Source organism: Serratia sp. CY71090 (genome assembly GCF_052166845.1).
GTDB lineage: Bacteria > Pseudomonadota > Gammaproteobacteria > Enterobacterales > Enterobacteriaceae > Serratia > Serratia nematodiphila.
Genome location: NZ_JBJNOA010000014.1, coordinates 13,361 through 32,867 on the forward strand (window position 1 = coordinate 13,361; position 19,507 = coordinate 32,867).

Genomic DNA, 19,507 nt, shown 5'->3' on the forward strand with positions numbered 1-19,507 from the left:
CTCACTGACGAATGGGCAGGTAGACCGAGAATTCGGTATGACCTGGCCAACTGTTGAACTCAATTTTTCCGCAATGCTGATCGATCAGATTGCGGGCGATGGATAATCCCAGGCCGGTACCGCCTTCACGGCCGCTGACCATCGGGTAAAACAGCGTGTCCTGCAGCTGCGCCGGCACGCCGGGGCCGTCGTCTTCGACGTCAATGCGCGCCGCCAGGCGATAGCGGGTGCCGTGCAACGTTATCTGAAACGCGGTGCGGGTGCGCAGCGTGATGGTGCCGCCCGCCTCACCCAGCGCCTGCAGCGCATTGCGGGTGATGTTCAGCAGCACCTGTTCTATCTGATCCGGGTCGTGGGCCATTTCCGGCAGGCTCGGATCGTAGTCGCGCACCAGCGTGACGTTATCCGGCATTTCCAGCGACACCAGCTGGCAGACGCGCTCCGCGACCTGATGGATGCTCTGGGTGATGTGCTGGCCGGGCCGCTGCGGTCCGAGCAGGCGATCCACCAGATTGCGCAGCCGATCGGCCTGCTCAATGATCACCTTGGTGTATTCGGTCAGCGCCGGATCGGGCAGCGCCTTGGCCAGCAGCTGCGCCGCGCCGCGCAGGCCGCCCAGCGGGTTTTTAATTTCGTGCGCCAAACCGCGCACCAGATCGCGGGCCGCCACCTGTTGGGCATGCTGCAGCTGTTCCTGGCTCAGGCGGCGCTGATTGTCCATCGGCGCCAGTTCGACCAGGATATAGCCTTCCGGCAGCGCCTGAGCGGTCAGGGAAAGGATATGCGCGCGGCCGTCGACCACCAGAGTCACTTCGTTGTCGGTGAAGCCCTGCCCGGCGCGCAGGCTTTCGCGCATCAAAGAGACGTTCAGCGAAAAATAACCGAGCAAATCGGGCAGCGGCGTGCCGAACAGCTTGCGGGAGCTTTGCGCCAGCAGCTGCTGTGCCGCCGGGTTGGCGTAGTGAACCGCCAGAGAGTCATCCAACAGCAGGATGCTGTTGATGAGTGAATTGAGGATCTGCCCAGCATCGGGCAGCTTGCCAGTTGCCATACAGCAGACTCCTGCACCTTTTTAGTGCATCTATCCTACTCCATCCGGGATCGACACGGTATGGAATAGTTTTGCAGAAAATACGGTGGAGAAAAAAACCCATCCGAAGATGGGCTGAAAGTTTCCACGGCAACAAAAAAGCGATAACAAAAATTGTGGGCGCCGTCCGCCAGGGCAGACGGCGCGGGTAGAACTTAGACGCTGTAGTACAGTTCGAACTCAACCGGGTGTGGCGTCATGCGAATGCGGTCCATCTCTTCTTTGCGCAGTTCGATGTAGGCATCGATCGCATCGTCGGTGAACACGCCGCCGCGGGTCAGGAACTCGCGGTCTTCGTTCAGTGCGGCCATCGCCTCGTCCAGCGAGCCGGCCACTTTTGGGATCTCGGCTTCTTCTTCCGGCGGCAGGTCGTACAGGTTCTTGTCCATGGCATCGCCAGGGTGGATCTTGTTGATGATGCCGTCCAGGCCGGCCATCAGCAGTGCGGCGAAGCACAGGTATGGGTTAGCCGCCGGATCCGGGAAGCGGGCTTCGATGCGGCGCGCTTTCGGGCTGGCGACCACCGGGATACGGATGGACGCGGAGCGGTTACGGGCGGAGTAAGCCAGCATCACCGGCGCTTCGTAGCCTGGCACCAGACGTTTGTACGAGTTGGTGGTCGGGTTGGCCAGCGCGTTGATCGCCTTGGCGTGCTTGATGATACCGCCGATGTAGAACAGTGCGGTTTCAGACAGGCCGCCGTATTTGTCGCCGGCGAACAGGTTGGTGCCGTTCTTGGACAGCGACATGTGGCAGTGCATGCCGGAACCGTTGTCGCCGAACATGGGTTTCGGCATGAAGGTCGCGGTTTTACCGAAGGCGTGCGCCACGTTGTGCACCACGTACTTGTAGATCTGAATTTCGTCGGCTTTCTTGGTCATGGTGTTGAAGCGGGTCGCCACTTCGTTCTGACCGGCGGTCGCCACTTCGTGGTGGTGCGCTTCAACCACCAGGCCCATCTCTTCCATGGTCAGACACATGGTGGAACGCAGATCCTGCGAAGAGTCGACCGGTGGAACCGGGAAGTAACCGCCTTTCACCGCCGGACGGTGGCCTTTGTTGCCGCCGTCGTATTTTGTGCCGGAGTTCCAGGCGCCTTCGATATCGTCGATCGCCACGTGGGAACCGCGGATGCTGCTGCCGAAGCGGATGTCGTCGAACAGGAAGAACTCAGGCTCTGGCCCGAACAGCACGGTGTCCGCGATGCCGGAGGAGCGCAGGAAGTCTTCGGCGCGTTTGGAGATGGAGCGCGGGTCGCGATCGTAGCCTTGCATGGTGCCCGGCTCGAGAATGTCACAGCGAATGATCAGCGTAGGTTCTTCGAAGAACGGATCCAGAACCGCCGTGCTGGCGTCCGGCATCAGCACCATGTCAGATTCGTTGATGCCCTTCCAACCACCGATAGAGGAGCCGTCAAACATTTTACCTTCTTCGAAGAAGTCGGCGTTTACCTGGTGAGCCGGGATAGTCACGTGCTGTTCCTTACCCTTGGTGTCAGTGAAACGCAGGTCTACGAATTTCACTTCATGCTCATTCAGCATCGTCAAAACGTGTTCAGCGGACATACTTAACTCTCCCGGTTTATCATTGTCGTCGTCGTGGAACGAATCTGTGGAACTGGCTTTTTTTCGCCTTGAAAAGACTAAAGCGAAAAGCGTGCCAACTTTTAAAAAAGGCTTTCATCGCCTTTCTGCGCGGGTTTTACCCAACCACAGTATGCACCATTAGTGATAAATTGCACCGAAATGGTGCAATTGGGGTGGGCGTGGGCACTGAAATGGTGCAAAAGTGCAACGATTGCGGCTTTTTGCACCGTGAAAGGGATCACAAACTGACCGGTACGCGGTTGTTTATAAGAGATGGTTGTGATCTTGTTTAGTCCCTCGCTTAATACGTGTACAATAGCGCGCTATTTCTAATGCCCGAGGCAAAGCTGTGATCGAAAATTTGCGTAACATCGCCATTATTGCCCACGTTGACCATGGTAAAACCACCCTGGTTGATAAGCTGCTGCAACAATCCGGTACTTTCGGAGAGCGTGCGGAAGCCACCGAACGCGTAATGGACTCCAACGATTTGGAGAAAGAGCGTGGGATTACCATCCTCGCAAAAAACACCGCCATTAATTGGAACGGTTACCGTATCAACATCGTGGATACCCCGGGACACGCCGACTTCGGCGGCGAGGTAGAGCGCGTGATGTCGATGGTTGACTCGGTGCTGCTGGTTGTGGATGCAATGGATGGCCCTATGCCGCAAACCCGCTTCGTGACCAAGAAGGCCTTCGCCAACGGTCTGAAGCCGATCGTGGTCATCAACAAGGTTGACCGTCCAGGCGCGCGCCCTGACTGGGTTGTGGATCAGGTGTTCGACCTGTTCGTGAACCTCGACGCGACCGACGAGCAGCTCGACTTCCCGATCATCTACGCTTCTGCGCTGAACGGCATCGCCGGCGTCGATCACACCGACATGGCGGAAGACATGACCCCACTGTATCAGGCGATCGTCGACCACGTGTCTGCGCCGCAGGTTGAGCTGGAAGCGCCATTCCAGATGCAGATCTCCCAGTTGGACTACAACAACTACCTGGGCGTTATCGGCATCGGCCGCATCAAGCGCGGTAAAGTGAAGCCGAACCAGCAGGTCACCATCATCGACAGCGAAGGCAAAACTCGCAACGGTAAAGTGGGTAAAGTGCTGGGTCACCTGGGTCTGGAGCGTATCGACAGCACCCTGGCGGAAGCGGGCGACATCATCGCCATCACCGGCCTGGGCGAGCTGAACATCTCCGACACCATCTGCGACACCAACGCCGTAGAAGCGCTGCCGGCGCTGTCCGTCGACGAACCGACCGTAACCATGTTCTTCAACGTCAACACCTCGCCGTTCTGCGGTAAAGAAGGTAAGTACGTGACCTCGCGTCAGATCCTGGATCGTCTGAACAAAGAGCTGGTGCACAACGTGGCGCTGCGCGTCGAAGAAACCGACGATGCGGACGCCTTCCGCGTATCCGGTCGTGGCGAGCTGCACCTGTCGGTGCTGATCGAAAACATGCGTCGCGAAGGTTTCGAGCTGGCGGTTTCCCGTCCGAAAGTTATCTTCCGCGAAATCGATGGCCGCAAGCAGGAGCCATTCGAGAACGTAACGCTGGATATCGAAGAGCAGCATCAGGGTTCCGTGATGCAGGCGATGGGTGAGCGTAAAGCTGACCTGAAAAACATGGATCCGGACGGTAAGGGCCGCGTGCGTCTCGACTACGTGATCCCAAGCCGCGGTCTGATCGGCTTCCGTAACGAATTCATGACCATGACTTCGGGTACCGGCCTGCTGTACTCCACCTTCAGCCACTACGACGACGTGCGTCCGGGCGAAGTGGGCCAGCGCCAGAACGGCGTGCTGATCTCCAACGGCCAGGGCAAAGCGGTCGCGTTCGCGCTGTTTGGCCTGCAGGATCGCGGCAAGCTGTTCCTGGGCCACGGTGCGGAAGTGTATGAAGGCCAGATCATCGGTATTCACTCACGTTCCAACGACCTGACCGTAAACTGCCTGACCGGTAAGAAGCTGACCAACATGCGAGCTTCCGGTACTGACGAAGCGACTACCCTGGTTCCGGCCATCAAAATGACCCTGGAGCAAGCTCTGGAGTTCATCGATGACGACGAACTGGTAGAAGTAACGCCAGCCTCGATCCGTATCCGTAAGCGTCACCTGACGGAAAACGATCGTAAGCGTGCCAGCCGCGGTCCTAAAGACGCTTAATCGCTGATTGAGTGTCTCATGCTTAGGGCGCGGTTCTCGCGCCCTGAGTTTTTTCCTCTGTTGTTCCCCGTTTGTGCGGCGCGCTATGCGCTTTTCCGCTCGCTCCCTGTTCAGCTGTTCCTTTTCCCGCTACAGTGAAATCTCACCGGCCCATCAGGAGAGGACTATGCTGTATATCTTTGATTTAGGTAATGTGATCGTCGATATCGATTTCAAGCGTGTGCTGGGCGTGTGGAGCAATTTGAGCGGCACGCCGTTGGCGGTGCTGTCCGATCGTTTCGCCATGGGTGAGGTGTTCCAGCAACATGAGCGCGGTGAAATCAGCGATGAAGACTTCGCCGGCAAGCTGTGCGATGAAATGGGCATTGCGCTCAGCTTCGAACAATTCGCCACCGGTTGGCAGGCGGTATTTGTCGCGCTGCGCCCGGAAGTGATCGACATCATGCAGCGCCTGCGCAACGAAGGCCACCGGGTGGTGGTGCTGTCGAACACCAACCGCCTGCACTGCAACTACTGGCCGCAGCACTATCCTGAAGTGGCCGCCGCCGCCGATCATCTCTATTTGTCGCAAGATCTCGGCATGCGCAAGCCGGAGGCCGATATCTATCAACATGTGCTGGCCGCGGAAAACACCGCCGCCGCCGACGCGGTGTTCTTCGACGATCACCCGGCGAACGTCCTCGCCGCGCAGGCGCTGGGGATCAAGACGGTGCACGTCACCGATCGCGACGTGGTGCCGGCCTATTTTGCTCAATGAGCGCAGGGCGCGTTAAGCTTAAGGCGTATCAACGGACATCAAGGAGTGACCATGTCGTTTTTCCGCCGCAAGAAGCTGCCCTCTGCGATTAAGCCCGGCGTCACCTTCGGACGGCTGCTGTACCAGCGTATCGATCATGATGGCCTGACGATGTTGGCGGGCCATCTCGCCTATGTTTCCCTGCTGTCGCTGGTGCCGCTGGTCACGGTGGTGTTCGCGCTGTTCGCGGCTTTCCCGATGTTTTCCGACATCAGCGAGCAGCTGAAGAGCTTTATCTTTTCCAATTTCGTGCCGGCCGCCGGCAACGTGATCCAGAACTACCTGGAACAGTTCGTCGCCAATTCCAACAAGATGACCGCCGTCGGCACCTGCGGGCTGATCGTCACTGCGCTGTTGCTGATTTCCTCGGTGGACAGCGTGCTGAACACCATCTGGCGCAGCAAGAACAAACGGCCGATCGTCTTCTCCTTCGCCGTGTACTGGATGGTGCTGACGCTGGGGCCGCTGCTGGTGGGCGCCAGCATGGCCATCAGTTCTTACCTGCTGTCGCTCAACTGGCTGGCGCAGACCGGCGTCAATGGCCTGGTGGATCAGGTGCTGCGCATCTTCCCGCTGATTTTGTCGTGCATCTCCTTCTGGCTGCTGTATTGCATCGTGCCGACGGTGCGCGTGCCGCCCAAAGACGCGCTGATTGGCGCGGTGGTGGCCGGATTGCTGTTCGAGCTGGGCAAGAAGGGATTCGCGCTGTACGTCACCATGTTCCCTTCCTATCAGCTGATTTACGGCGTGCTGGCGGTGATCCCGATTTTATTCCTGTGGGTCTACTGGAGCTGGTGTATCGTGTTACTCGGCGCGGAAATTACCGTGACCATCGGCGAATACCGCGACTACCGCCGGCAGAAGGCGGAGCAACAGGAACCAAAACCAGAAGGGCAGCAGGAATGATTGCGTTGATTCAACGGGTGTTAAACGCCAGCGTCACGGTGGGTGGCGAGACGGTAGGCAAAATTGGCCCCGGTTTGTTAGTGTTATTGGGCGTGGAGCAGGGCGATAACGAGCAAAAAGCGCAGCGCCTGTGCGAACGCGTGTTGGGATACCGCATTTTCGGCGACGAGAACGACAAGATGAACCTCAACGTCCAGCAGGCCGGGGGCAGCGTGCTGGTCGTTTCGCAGTTCACCCTGGCGGCGGACACCCAGAAGGGCATGCGGCCCAGCTTCTCGCGCGGCGCGGCGCCGCAAGAAGCCGATCGGTTGTATCAATATTTTGTTGGCCAGTGCCGCGAACGCGGCGTAGAGACCCAGACCGGCGAGTTCGCCGCCGACATGCAGGTGGCGCTGGTCAACGATGGTCCGGTGACATTCTGGCTACAGGTCTAAGCATTCGGAGAACAGGCGTCTATGTATCACCTACGAGTACCCGTAACAGAGCAAGAACTGAAAGAGTATTACCAGTTTCGCTGGGAAATGCTGCGCAAGCCGCTGCACCAGCCGGTGGGTTCGGAAAAGGATGCCTATGACGCCATGGCCCATCACCAAATGGTGGTGGATGAAGCCGGTAAAATCGTCGCCATCGGGCGGCTGTACATCAATGCTGATAACGAGGCGGCGATCCGTTTTCTGGCGGTAGACCCGACGCTGCAGGATAAAGGGCTGGGGACGCTGGTGGCGATGACGCTGGAGTCCGTCGCGCGGCAGGAAGGCGTGAAGCGGGTGGTGTGCAGCGCCCGTGAAGACGCGGTGGATTTCTTTGCCAAGCTGGGGTTCGTCAATCAGGGCGAGATCACTGCACCGCAGACCACCCCGATCCGCCACTTTTTGATGATCAAACCGGTAGCGACGCTGGACGATATCCTGCATCGCCCCGATTGGTGCGGCCAATTGCAGCAGGCCTGGTATGAACATATCCCCCTGAGCGAAAAGATGGGCGTGCGCATCAGCCAGTACACCGGCCAGCGCTTCGTCACCACCATGCCGGAGATCGGCAACCAGAACCCGCACCATACGCTGTTTGCCGGCAGCCTGTTCTCGCTGGCGACGCTGACCGCCTGGGGGCTGATTTGGCTGCTGCTGCGCGAGCGCCATCTCGGTGGCACTATCATTCTGGCGGACGCGCACATTCGCTACAGCAAACCGATCACCGGCAGGCCGCGGGCGGTGGCGGATCTCGGTTCGCTAAGCGGTGATTTGGCGCGTCTGGCGCGGGGCCGCCGTGCGCGCGTGCACGCCGAAGTGCATCTGTTCGGCGATGAGGATAAGGGCGCGGTGTTCGAAGGCACTTACATGGTGTTGCCGGCCGAGCCGGATGTGCCGCTGGATCAGGGCGGTTCCGAAGCGCTGGAAGAGTAAAACGGCGGCCCTGCCTGGCGGCGGGCCGCGCGATAGATTACGGCAGCTGTTGGTTCACCGTCTGGCCGTCGCCGGCGGTGGCTTGCAGAGTCCCCTTCAATGAAGCTTTGAACGGCCCGTCGCTGTTCAACAGCCCTTTCAACTGCAGCTCAAGGTTGCCGTCGCCCGTCAGCGGCACCGGCTGCCATCCCCATTGCTGCAAGGTATTGAGCGGTACCGAGCGGCCGTGCAGCGTCAGCAGGAATGGTTTGCCCGGCAGCTGATCGACGGTCGCGTTGGCCTCAAGCAGCCCATTAGGCATAAAGGCGCTGAGTTCGGTGACGGCGATCTGGTTGGCGTCGGCGTTCAGCGCCAGCGAAGGGCGCCGCACGTCGATCTTGTTGAAGGTCGCTTCGCTGCCGTTCAGGTTTAACGAACCGGACCAAATGCCCCACTGGTGGTCGCGCGCCAGCAGCAGGTTGCTGCCGTAACCGTCCAGCGCGGTGATCTGGAACGGGAATGCCGGGTTGATATCGATAATCAGATTGCGGTTGGTGGTCAGCTTGGTGACGTACACCTCCGCCAGCCAGTCCGGCAGCGGTTTCAGCCACAGCTCGCGCCAGTCGATAGGCAGGGTGTACTCCAGCGCCGCCATGGCCACTTCATCCAGCTGCAGGCGTTTGCCGGCGCGCAGCCAATTGCCGGAGGTGCGCAGCAGCCCGCCTTCCCAGCGGGTGGTGAATTGCTGAATGGCGATGCCGGCGGAGGAGAGGCGCAGGGTGGCGATCGGGTCGATCAGGTGGAAACCGCCGTTGATCACATCGCTGGCATTGACGTTGAGCGAGCCGTCTTTGCTGCGCCAGTCGCCTTTTTCGATGCTGACGTTTTGCAGCGACAGATCGAGATCGTTAAACGCCCACGCCTTGCCTTCCAGGCGCGCGTCGATCAGATCGAAACGCTTGAGGGTGACCGGCGGCAGAGTGGTAAAGCGCTGCATGAATTCCGCCAGCGTCAACGGGGTCTGCATGCGCACGCCGCTCAGCCGCAGGCGATCCACCTGCCAACTGCCGTCGGCGGCGCGGCTGGCCACGCCGGTCAGGTCGCCCTGCGCCAGATCGGCGCCGAAATTGTTCAACAGCAGCTGGCCTTGTTTTTGCTCCCCCTGCACCAACACCTTCGAAGCGGGAATGCCGTTCAGCGTCATCGAACCGGCGCTGAACTGGAACTGATTGTTGTCCCCCAGCAGATGGCCGGCCAGCGGGCGCCACGGCGTGATGCCGGCATTGACCCGCTGCGCGTTGAGTTGCCACTCGTTATCGTTGGATTGCAGCGCCATGTTGCTCAGCTGCAGCACGTCGGCCTGTACAGGCAGCGCAGCAGTCTGCGGCTGCACGTTCAGCGTGCCGTCACGCAGCGTGACGCTGCGGAAATAGCGCGGTTCGGTGATTTGGCGCAGGCTGAGGCCGAGATCGACGCGTTTGGCGGCCAGCGCCTGCGGCTGGCCATTGCGCGCCAGCTGCACCTCTTCCAGACCGATCTGGTCCGGCTGGCGCCACGAATGGGTGATTTTTCCTATCGACAGGCGGTATTCGCTGTTGTCGCTGATCCAGGCGCTCAGGCGGCCTGCCGCCCAGCGGGTTTGCCCCACCAGATACAGCACCACCGCCGCCAGCACGGTCAGCAGCAGCAACGTCAGCAACAGCTTTCCGATAAATTTCATCGTCTACATCCGCATCGGTCAAAAAAGATACCCTGTTTATGCCGCAATTGGCCGGGCATCTCAAGGGCAATGGTCTGATAGACAATAAAAAACGGCCGCAAGCGGCCGTTTGAACGCCAATGGACGGGTTACTTTTTCTCGTGTTCCTGCGGGAACACCAGGTTCAGCACGATGGCGGTAATGCCGCCGGCGGCGATGCCGGAAGAGAGCAGGGTTTTCAGCCAGTCCGGCGCGAACTGGAGGATCAGCGGCTGCTGAGAGACGCCCATGCCGACGGCCAGCGACAGCGCCATGATCATGATGGCGCGGCGGTTCAGGCGCTCGCGCGACACGATGCGCACGCCGGAGGCGGCGATGGTGCCGAACATCACGATGGTCGCGCCGCCCAGTACCGGCTCGGGAATGTGCTGCACGAAGCCGGCCACCGCCGGGAACAGCCCCAGCGCGATCAGCATCAGCGCCACTACGAAGCCGACGTAGCGGCTGGCGACGCCGGTCAGCTGGATCACGCCGTTGTTCTGGCCGAAGCAGGAGTTGGGGAAGGTGTTGAACACCGCCGACAGCATCGAGTTCAGGCCGTTGGCCAGCACGCCGCCCTTCAGGCGCTTCATGTACAGCGGCCCGCTGACCGGCTGTTCGGAGACGTCAGAGGTGGCGGTGATGTCGCCGATGGTTTCCAGCGAGGTGACCATAAAGATCAGCATCAGCGGCAGCAGCAGGTTCCAGTCGAAGCCCAGGCCGTAATAGAGCGGCGTGGGGATGGTGATCGCCGCCGTGGGGGCTGCCGATGCGTCGGCGGGCAGCATGTCCATCGCCCAGGCCAACAGATAGCCGACCGCCATGGCGATCACCAGCGAAGCGACGCGCAGGTAAGGGTTGCGCTGGCGGTTCAGCAGGATGATGACCGCCAGCACCGCGCCGGCCAGCAGCAGGTTTTTCGGCGAGCCGAAGCTGTGATCGTTCATCGCGGCATAACCGCCGCCGATCGAGGTCAGACCGACCTGAATCAGCGACAGGCCAATGATCATCACCACGATGCCGGAAACCAGCGGGGTGATGATGCGGCGCGCCAGATGCAGCACGCGCGACAGTAAAATTTCGGTGCAGGAAGCGACCATCAGCGTGCCGAACAGCGCGGCCATCATGGTCGGCACGTCGGCGCCGCCGTTTTTCAGCGCCAGACCGCCCATGATCAGCGGCGAAACGAAATTGAAGCTGGTGCCCTGAATCGACAACAGCCCGGAACCCACCGGCCCCCAGGTTTTGATTTGCAGAATGGAAGCCAGACCGGAGGCGAACAGCGACATGCTGATGATGTGCTGGGTATCCTGTGCCGGCAGGCCCAGCGCCTGGCAGATCAGCAGAGCCGGTGTGATCACCGCGACGAACATCGCCAGCAGATGCTGGCCGGCGGCAAACAGCGTTTGCGGCAGCGGCGGGCGATCTTCCAGGCGATAAATCAGTTCACTGGCGCGGGGTTCTGAGGCGGCTTGGCGCGCGGCATCAAGCTCGGAGGATGACATGCTCATGGTGTGGCGTTTCCAGATACGGCAAAGCAGGCATTTTAATGCCCCGCCCCGCAAAAGCAAACGGTTGCGCGTAAATATTATGTTGCCGACTTTCCCGTTTATGTCGCATTTTCATTCATTTTTTCTTGTCATCTCAGCGTTTTTTACTTCTAATCCTGCACTCATCAAGTTTAAAAACTAAGTGGTTTTCTATAACTTATTATTTTTATTTGGATCTTTTCCCTTACATGGAGTACCTGGATGTTTCATCTTGATACTTATGGCACGTTAGTCGCGGCGACGCTGGTTTTGCTCCTCGGAGGCAAGTGCGTCAGAACCATTCCCCTGCTGCGAAAATATACCATTCCCGCTCCCGTCGCCGGCGGTTTGCTGGTGGCCCTTCTGCTGTTAGCCCTGAAAAAGCTCGTCAACTGGGAAGTCAGTTTTGACATGTCGCTGAAGGATCCGCTGATGCTGGCCTTCTTCGCCACCATCGGCCTGAACGCCAACCTGGCGCGTTTGCGCGCCGGCGGCAAGGTGCTGGTAGTGTTCCTGTTCGTGGTGCTGGGGCTGCTTATCGTGCAGAACGCCATCGGCATCGGCATGGCGAAAATGCTGGGGCTGGATCCGCTGATGGGCCTGATTGCCGGATCGATCACCCTGTCGGGGGGCCACGGCACCGGGGCGGCCTGGAGCAAGCTGTTCATCGAGCGCTACGGTTTTGAAAACGCCACGGAAGTCGCCATGGCCTGCGCCACCTTCGGCCTGGTGCTGGGCGGCCTGATCGGCGGCCCGGTGGCGCGCTATCTGGTCAAACACTCCTCCACGCCGGAAGGCACCCCGGATGACAGCGTGCAGCCGAGCGGTTTTGAGAAGCCGGAAAGCGGCCGTCTCATCACCTCGCTGGTGATGATCGAAACCATCGCCATGATCGCCATCTGTCTGAGCCTGGGGCAGTTGATTGCCGGCCTGCTGGGCGGCACGGTGTTTGAACTGCCGAACTTCGTTTGCGTGCTGTTCGTCGGGGTGATCCTCAGCAACACGCTGGCCTTCACCGGCTTCTATACCGTGTTCGAGCGGGCGGTGTCGGTGTTGGGCAACGTCAGCCTGTCGCTATTCCTGGCGATGGCGTTGATGAGCCTGCGCCTGTGGGAGCTGGCCTCGCTGGCGCTGCCGATGCTGGCGATCCTGGCGATGCAGACGCTGGTGATGGCGCTGTACGCGATATTCGTCACCTACCGGGTGATGGGCAAGAACTACGACGCGGCGGTGCTGGCCGCCGGCCACTGCGGCTTCGGCATGGGTGCCACGCCGACGGCGATCGCCAACATGCAGGCGATCACCGATCGCTTCGGCCCGTCGCACGTGGCGTTTTTGGTGGTGCCGATGGTGGGGGCGTTCTTTATCGATATCGCCAACGCCATCGTCATCAAGCTGTATCTGCTGCTGCCGGTGTTCCCGGCGGTGGGGTGATATCGCGAGCCAGAAAAAAAGAAGAGGGCGCCGTCGGCGCCCTTTTTTATGCGTTGGAGTAGCGCGCCTTCTCCGGCAGCCAGCGTTCAATCAGCGCCTGGGCGTGTTCCGGGTAGTGCTGGTGGAGGTGGCGAGCGACGCGCTGCACTTCGGGGATCATCGCCTGGTCGCGCAGCAGGTCCGCCACTTTGAATTCGGCGCTGCCGGTCTGGCGGGTGCCGAGCAGCTCGCCCGGGCCGCGGATCTCCAGATCGCGCTGGGCGATGACAAAGCCGTCGTTGCTGTCGCGCAGCACCTGCAGGCGCGTTTGCGCGGTTTTGCTCAGCGGCGTTTTGTACAGCAGCACACAGTGTGAGGCCACCGCGCCGCGCCCTACGCGGCCGCGCAGCTGGTGCAGCTGCGCCAGGCCCAGCCGTTCCGGGTTTTCGATGATCATCAGGCTGGCGTTCGGTACGTCGACGCCGACTTCGATCACCGTGGTGGCGACCAGCAGCTGCAGCTCGCCCTGTTTAAACGCCTGCATCACCGCCTGCTTCTCCTGCGCTTTCATGCGGCCGTGCACCAGCGCCACCTTCAGCTCTGGCAATGCGGCTTTCAATTCCTCCCAGGTGGCTTCCGCCGCCTGCGCTTCCAGCAGCTCAGATTCCTCGATCAGCGTACACACCCAGTAAGCCTGCCGCCCCTCTTCCAGGCAGGCGCTCTTCACCCGTTGAATGATGTCGGCGCGGCGGGTATCGGGAATGGCGACGGTGGTCACCGGCGTGCGGCCCGGCGGCAGCTCGTCGATGACCGAGGTGTCGAGATCGGCATAGGCGGTCATCGCCAGCGTGCGCGGGATCGGCGTGGCGGTCATGATCAGCTGATGGGCGTGGAAGCCTTGCTCTTCGCCTTTCTCCCACAGCGCCAGCCGCTGATGTACCCCGAAGCGGTGCTGCTCATCGATGATCACCAGCGCCAGGCCGTTGAACTGTACCTGCTCCTGGAAGATGGCGTGGGTGCCGACCACCATTGACACCTGGCCGCTGGCGATGGCTTCCTGCTGCGCGATGCGCGCCTTGCCTTTCTGTTTGCCGGCCAGCCAGCCGACCTCCAGCCCCAGCGGTTCAAACCACTGGCGGAAATTGTTGGCGTGCTGCTCGGCCAGCAGCTCGGTCGGCGCCATCAGCGCCACCTGTTTGCCGTGCGCGATGGCGCGCAGCGCCGCCAGCGCCGCCACCAGCGTTTTGCCGGAGCCGACGTCGCCCTGCACCAGCCGCATCATCGGGAAGTCTTTTTGCATATCGGCTTCGATGTCGGCCACCACGCGCGTTTGCGCGCCGGTCGGCGAGAACGGCAGCTGGGCGAGAAAACGTTTTTTCAGCCGATCGTCCGGCAGCAGCGGCTGCGCCCGGTAACTCTGGGCGCCGGCGCGCACCGCCAGCATGCTGAGGTTATGCGCCAACAGCTCTTCGAGGATCAGGCGTTTTTGCGCCGGGTGTTTGCCCAGCTCCAGATCCGCCAGCTGGATGTCCGGCGGCGGGCGGTGCAGTGTGTGCAGCGCCTGCGGCAGGCTCATCAGGCCGCCGCTCAGCTCCGGCGGCAGCAGTTCGGCGATGGCGCAGGTATCCAGCAGCGCCAGCGCCTGATCGGTCAGCTTGCGCAGCGTGGCCTGCCGCACCCCTTCGGTAGTGGGATAAACCGGCGTCAGCGACTCCTGCAGCTCAACCTCGCTGGCTTCGCCCTGAATGCGGTATTCCGGATGGATGATTTCCGCGCCGTGGTTGCCGCGTTTGATCTCGCCGTAGGCGGTCACGCGGCGGCCGGTGGCCAGGCTGTTTTTCATTGCGGCGTTGAAGTTGAAGAACCGCATGGTGAGGATGCCGGTGCCGTCGCTGATCTGGCTGGTCAGCATGCGGCGGCGGCCGAAACTGATGTCGCTGCGCAGCACTTCCCCCTCTACCGTGGCGTAGATGCCCGGCAGCAGATCGTTGATCGGGTAGAGGCGGGTGCGGTCTTCGTAGCGCAGCGGCAGGTGCAGCAGCAGATCCTGAATGGTGTCGAGGCCGAGTTTGGCCAATTTGCCCGCCTGGCTGGCGCCAACCCCGGAAAGCGTGGTGAGTGGGACAGCATCCAGCAGGCGGCCTTTCATTTGCGCACCGTCGCCTGCATGGCCGCCCACCATTCGGCGCTGGCGACCACCTGGCCCTGTTCATCGATCTGCGGGCGCGGCAGCCCTTTGCGCTTGGCCACGTTGGCCAGCACCGGGTAACCGCCTTCGAACAGCAGACGCTGCTGCTCTTCTTCGTCCAGCATGCTGTTGTCGCGACGGTACAGGCCGGCGTTTTGCCGCTGGCGCTGCGCCTCATACAGGATCAGCGCCGAAGCCACGGAGACGTTGAGCGATTGCACCATGCCGATCATCGGAATGACGATGTCCTGATCGGCCAGCGCCAGCGCTTCTTCGGTGATGCCGGTTTTTTCCTGGCCGAGCAGCACGCAGGTTGGCCGGGTGTAGTCCACCTCGCGGAAATCGACCGCGCGCGCAGACAGGTTGGTGGCCAGAATTTGCATGCCCTGCGCTTTCAGGTGACCGACCGCGTCGCCGATGGTGCGATGGGTTTTAACGCTGACCCAACTGTTGCTGCCGGCGGCGGAGGAGACCAGGGTGCGCATGCGGGTGGTGGGCCACACGGCGTGGACCTGATGCACGCCGACGGCGTCGGCGGTACGGATAATGGCGGAGACGTTATGCGGCTTGTGTACCTGCTCCAGGCAGACCGTCAGATCCGGCTGCCGGGTCGCGAGCATTTCACAAATCCGCGCATAGCGTTCAGGACTCATAAGCGCTAGTTTCGGTTGCGGTTAACTTTGATCACATCCGGCATGATACGGATTTTACGCATAATGTTTGCCAAATGGATGCGATCGCGGGTGGTCAAGCGGATAAAGGCGCTATAAACCCGACCGTCTTTCTCTTCGGTGTTCAGGCTCTGAATATTGGATTCGGCCGCGTTGATCGCCGCCGTCAGGTTGGCCAGCGCGCCCTGGTGGTTAAACATATCCACCTTGATCTCGGCGATGAACTCCTGCTCGGTCTCTTTATCCCACTCGACCGCCATGAACTTCTCAGGCTCTTTCTGATAGCCGCGAATATTGCGGCAGGATTCATGGTGGATCACCAGCCCTTTGCCCGGGCTGACGTGAGCGATAATCGGGTCGCCCGGAATCGGACGGCAGCACTTGGCGAAGGTGATCAACACGCCGTCGGCGCCCTTGATGGCCAGGTTGCGCACGCCGGAGGTGGAGCCCAGGCTGGACTGATCGCCCTGCAGGTTCTTCGCCACCACCACGCTCATGGCGTTGCCGAGGCCAATTTCCGCCAGCAGATCGTCCAGCGTCGCCAGCTTCATGCGATCCAGCTCGTGCTGAATATTTTCCTGCGGGATTTCGGCCAGTTTGCGGCTGCCGCCCAGCGCATGGTTGAGCAGACGGCGGCCGAGGCCGACGGAGTCGTCGCGCTTGAGGTTCTTCAACATCTGGCGAATCTTGGCGCGCGCTTTCGAGCTGACCACGAAGTTCAGCCAGGCGGCGTTGGGCCGCGCGCCCGGCGCGGTGATGATCTCGACGGTCTGGCCGCTGGTCAGCGACTGCGACAGCGGGTACGGCTGACGATCGACGCGCGCGCCGACGCAGGCATGGCCGATATCGGTATGCACCGCATAGGCGAAGTCGACCGGCGTGGCGCCGGCGGGCAGCTCGACGATGCGGCCTTCCGGGGTGAAAACGTAAATCTCATCCGGGAACAGATCGGATTTGACGCTCTCGATAAATTCAAACGAACTGCCGGCGCTTTGCTGCAGCTCCAGCAGGCTTTGCATCCAGCGCTGGGCACGGATCTGCGCCGTGGTGCCGGTTTCGCCCTGTTCTCTTTCCTTGTAAGCCCAGTGCGCGGCCACCCCCATCTCAGCCATCTGATCCATGTCTTCGGTGCGGATCTGCACTTCGACCGGCACGCCGTGCGGGCCGATCAGCGAGGTATGCAGCGATTGATAGCCGTTGGCCTTGGGAATGGCGATATAATCTTTCACCCGCCCCGGGCGCGGTTTATACAGGCTGTGCACCTGGCCGAGCACGCGGTAGCAGGTATCGACCTCTTTGACGATCACCCGAAACGCGTAGATATCCATGATGGAATGAAAACGCTGTTCTTTCAGGTGCATCTTGAGGTAGATGGAATAGAGGTGTTTTTCCCGCCCGCTGACGCGGCAGGCGATGCCGGCTTCCGTCAGCCGCCCTTCGATCTCGGAGAGGATTTTTTGAATCATCTCTTTGCGGTTGCCGCGCGCGGCTTTCACCACTTCCTTGATCACGCGGTAGCGGTTTGGGTACAGCGCCTCGAAGCCCAGCTCTTCCAGCTCGGTTTTCAGGTGATGAATACCCAGGCGGTGGGCGAGGGGGCTGTAGATTTCCAGGGTTTCACGCGCGATGCGCCGGCGTTTGTCGGGGCGCAGCGAACCGAGGGTGCGCATGTTGTGCGTACGGTCGGCCAGCTTGATCAGCACGACGCGGATATCCTGCACCATCGCCATGATCATCTTGCGGAAGTTTTCCGCCTGCGCTTCTTTCTTGTCCTGGAACTTCAGCTTGTCGAGCTTGGAGACGCCCTCGACCAGTTCGGCGACGCTCTTGCCGAACAGCTGTTCCATATCTTGATAGGTGGCCGGGGTGTCTTCGATGACGTCGTGCAGCAACGCCGCCATCAGCGTCTCGTGATCGAGACGCATTTCCGCCAGGATGCAGGCCACGGCGACCGGGTGAGTAATGTAGGGCTCACCGCTGGAGCGTGTCTGACCCTCGTGCGCGTCGCGCGCGACGAGGTATGCCTGTTTGAGGCGCTTAATCTGCTCCTCGGGCAGGTAACGTTGAATCAGCAGATTCAGGCTTTCAAACAGGTACAAGGCGGACTCGCTGTCTAATTAACGACGACCTTCAGCAATCGCGGTAACCGCTTGAATCTCTGCGGCTTCCTGCTCTTGCTGCTCCTGGCGCTCACGCACGTCGAGGATCTGGCTGGTGATCAGGCCTTCTTCGATTTCGCGCAGGGCGATAACGGTGTACTTGTCGTTCTCTTCCGGAACCAGTGCATCTTTGCCGCCGGTCTGGATCTGACGCGCCCGACGAGCAGCGACCAACACCAGGTCAAAACGGTTACCAATTTTCTCTACAGCGTCTTGAACAGTTACGCGTGCCATATTTGTGCTACTCCACAGGTGACGAAAAGACTGGGCATGATACTGAAACTGCCTTCAGTCTGCCAATAGTTTGCTGATTAAAGCGTCATGCCGCAGCAACTGGCGGCCCAAACGCAGGCGTTCGGCGCGAATGATGGTCTTCAGATCGGACAGCGCCAGATCGAAATCATCGTTCACGATCAGGTAATCGTACTCCGCGTAATGCGTCATTTCCGCCACGGCCTGGGCCATGCGTTTGGCGATCACCTCTTCGGAATCCTGCCCGCGCCCGCGCAGGCGGCGGCCCAGTTCTTCCTTCGACGGCGGCAGAATGAAGATGCTGCGCGCCTGCGGCATTTTGGCGCGGATTTGCTGCGCGCCCTGCCAGTCGATATCCAGAAACACGTCCACGCCGGTCGACAAGACTTGTTCGATGGCGGCGCGCGAGGTGCCGTAATAGTTGCCGAACACTTCGGCGTGCTCAAGAAACGCATCCTGCTCGATCATCCGGCGGAATTCGTCTTTCGAGACGAAGAAATAGTGCTCGCCGTGATTTTCACCCGGGCGGCTGTCGCGCGTGGTGTGCGAAACCGAAACCTGCGTGTCGTACAGCGGTTGCGTCTTTAACAAAGCCTGAATCAGACTTGATTTACCTGCGCCACTGGGAGCAGAGACAATATAAAGCGTGCCTTGAGCCATGATGATGTTCGTTGATAACGGTTGATATGCCAAAAACAGCGGATGTGTATTTTCTCCGCACAGTATACACGGCTAACGCGCCGGGTGCAGCGTTAGCTCGCATTTTGCCCGTGGCTTTGCGCGGAAAAAGCGTCGAATGCGCGAATATGCGCGCTGAAGAGCGATATTTTGGCAGTTTTGGCCCAGCGGCGGCGCGCTGCCGCCCCGGGATCAGTGATCCGGATGTTGGTAGTTGAACACCGGCAGACCGAGGCGGAAGCGCAGGGCGATCAGACGCGCGCTCAGGCCGGCGACCAGCGTGAGGATCACCACCAGATTGTGCGGCAGGCTGAGGTGCTGCAGGCCGATATACAGCCAGGCGGCGCTGAAGGAGATGCCGGCGTAGATTTCTTTCTGGAAAACCAGCGGGATACGGTTGCAGAACATGTCGCGCAGCACCCCGCCGAAGACGCCGGTGATCACCGCGGCGATGGCGGCGATAATCGCGCTGTGCCCCATATCCAGCGCCACCTGCGCGCCGATGATCGAGAAAACGATCAGGCCGACGGCGTCGAGCACCAGAAACAGGCGGCGCAGATGGCGCATCAGAGGAGCCACCCAGGTGGTGACGATCGCCGCTATTGCGACGATGACGATGTATTCCGGGTGTTTGACCCAGCCCAACGGAAAATGCCCGAGCAGCATATCGCGCACCGACCCGCCGCCGATCGCGGTGACCGAGGCGATGATGATCACGCCGAACATGTCCATTTGGCGGCGGCCGGCCGCCAACGCGCCGGTCATGGCTTCGGCGGTGATGCCGATGATATAAAGGATGCTCAGTAACATAAGGGATTCACAGCGTACTTGCGTCAGAATGATGGCCGGCAGGGTAATCGCCGCCGAGGACGCGCGCCACTGAGTTTTTTTCACTGATGGAATTTCGGATTAATATAGCTAATCCAAACTCCGTTTTTATTGCCGA

16 protein-coding genes are annotated in these 19,507 nt (G+C 60.5%); 6 read left to right on the forward strand and 10 right to left on the reverse strand.

Annotated elements, in window-relative coordinates; all coding sequences use genetic code 11:
* Position 1 precedes the first annotated feature (1 nt).
* Positions 2 to 1,051 (reverse strand): nitrogen regulation protein NR(II), encoded by a 1,050-nt coding sequence (gene glnL / locus ACJ8OK_RS21615; RefSeq protein ID WP_004931246.1) that lies wholly within the window; start codon positions 1,049 to 1,051, stop codon positions 2 to 4.
* 194 nt (positions 1,052 to 1,245) lie between these two features.
* Positions 1,246 to 2,655, reverse strand: coding sequence for a glutamate--ammonia ligase (glnA, locus tag ACJ8OK_RS21620; protein WP_004931244.1), 1,410 nt, complete (start codon positions 2,653 to 2,655; stop codon positions 1,246 to 1,248).
* Positions 2,656 to 3,025: 370 nt separating this feature from the next.
* Between glnA and typA the strand changes: the two genes are divergently transcribed.
* The 5 genes from typA (at position 3,026) to fabY (ending at position 7,954) form a co-directional block, all read left to right on the forward strand.
* Positions 3,026 to 4,849, forward strand: a complete 1,824-nt coding sequence (gene typA, locus ACJ8OK_RS21625; protein ID WP_048326721.1) for a ribosome-dependent GTPase TypA — start codon at positions 3,026 to 3,028, stop codon at positions 4,847 to 4,849.
* A gap of 166 nt (positions 4,850 to 5,015) precedes the next feature.
* Positions 5,016 to 5,606, forward strand: coding sequence for a glucose-1-phosphatase (yihX, locus tag ACJ8OK_RS21630; protein ID WP_004931242.1), 591 nt, complete (start codon positions 5,016 to 5,018; stop codon positions 5,604 to 5,606).
* A gap of 51 nt (positions 5,607 to 5,657) precedes the next feature.
* On the forward strand, positions 5,658 to 6,551 hold the full coding sequence (locus ACJ8OK_RS21635) for a virulence factor BrkB family protein (protein WP_004931239.1): 894 nt from the start codon (positions 5,658 to 5,660) through the stop codon (positions 6,549 to 6,551).
* Entirely contained in the window at positions 6,548 to 6,985 is a 438-nt protein-coding gene (dtd, locus tag ACJ8OK_RS21640) for a D-aminoacyl-tRNA deacylase (RefSeq protein ID WP_025304712.1), read from the forward strand. The genes ACJ8OK_RS21635 and dtd overlap by 4 nt, the downstream gene beginning before the upstream one ends.
* A 21-nt stretch (positions 6,986 to 7,006) precedes the next feature.
* Complete coding sequence (gene fabY, locus ACJ8OK_RS21645; RefSeq protein ID WP_004931235.1) at positions 7,007 to 7,954, forward strand: fatty acid biosynthesis protein FabY; 948 nt, start codon at positions 7,007 to 7,009, stop codon at positions 7,952 to 7,954.
* Between the two features lie 37 nt (positions 7,955 to 7,991).
* Here fabY and ACJ8OK_RS21650 read toward each other — a convergent pair whose 3' ends face one another.
* Together ACJ8OK_RS21650 and ACJ8OK_RS21655 are read right to left on the reverse strand one after the other, a co-directional pair.
* Positions 7,992 to 9,653 carry an AsmA family protein gene (locus tag ACJ8OK_RS21650; protein ID WP_442531025.1) on the reverse strand — a complete coding sequence of 554 codons (1,662 nt, stop codon included), beginning with the start codon at positions 9,651 to 9,653 and terminating at the stop codon, positions 7,992 to 7,994.
* Between the two features lie 128 nt (positions 9,654 to 9,781).
* A complete protein-coding gene (locus ACJ8OK_RS21655; RefSeq protein WP_049278597.1) occupies positions 9,782 to 11,182 on the reverse strand; it encodes a nucleobase:cation symporter-2 family protein in 1,401 nt (466 codons plus the stop codon).
* A 240-nt stretch (positions 11,183 to 11,422) separates the two neighbouring features.
* On the opposite strand from ACJ8OK_RS21655, the gene gltS reads away from it, so the two are divergent.
* Complete coding sequence (gene gltS / locus ACJ8OK_RS21660) at positions 11,423 to 12,634, forward strand: sodium/glutamate symporter (RefSeq protein WP_410214467.1); 1,212 nt, start codon at positions 11,423 to 11,425, stop codon at positions 12,632 to 12,634.
* Positions 12,635 to 12,680: 46 nt separating this feature from the next.
* Here gltS and recG read toward each other — a convergent pair whose 3' ends face one another.
* The 6 genes from recG to ACJ8OK_RS21690 form a co-directional block, all read right to left on the reverse strand.
* Positions 12,681 to 14,762: an ATP-dependent DNA helicase RecG gene (gene recG / locus ACJ8OK_RS21665; RefSeq protein WP_442531028.1), complete on the reverse strand. Its 2,082-nt coding sequence runs from the start codon at positions 14,760 to 14,762 to the stop codon at positions 12,681 to 12,683.
* Complete coding sequence (trmH, locus tag ACJ8OK_RS21670) at positions 14,759 to 15,454, reverse strand: tRNA (guanosine(18)-2'-O)-methyltransferase TrmH (RefSeq protein ID WP_004931227.1); 696 nt, start codon at positions 15,452 to 15,454, stop codon at positions 14,759 to 14,761. Before trmH ends, recG begins: the two co-directional genes overlap by 4 nt.
* Positions 15,455 to 15,459: 5 nt before the next feature.
* Complete coding sequence (spoT, locus tag ACJ8OK_RS21675; RefSeq protein WP_048326716.1) at positions 15,460 to 17,571, reverse strand: bifunctional GTP diphosphokinase/guanosine-3',5'-bis pyrophosphate 3'-pyrophosphohydrolase; 2,112 nt, start codon at positions 17,569 to 17,571, stop codon at positions 15,460 to 15,462.
* 18 nt (positions 17,572 to 17,589) lie between these two features.
* A complete protein-coding gene (gene rpoZ / locus ACJ8OK_RS21680) occupies positions 17,590 to 17,865 on the reverse strand; it encodes a DNA-directed RNA polymerase subunit omega (RefSeq protein ID WP_004931221.1) in 276 nt (91 codons plus the stop codon).
* Positions 17,866 to 17,919: 54 nt separating this feature from the next.
* A complete protein-coding gene (gene gmk, locus ACJ8OK_RS21685; RefSeq protein ID WP_033636481.1) occupies positions 17,920 to 18,543 on the reverse strand; it encodes a guanylate kinase in 624 nt (207 codons plus the stop codon).
* 210 nt (positions 18,544 to 18,753) lie between these two features.
* Positions 18,754 to 19,371 (reverse strand): trimeric intracellular cation channel family protein, encoded by a 618-nt coding sequence (locus ACJ8OK_RS21690; RefSeq protein WP_025304704.1) that lies wholly within the window; start codon positions 19,369 to 19,371, stop codon positions 18,754 to 18,756.
* Positions 19,372 to 19,507 lie beyond the last annotated feature (136 nt).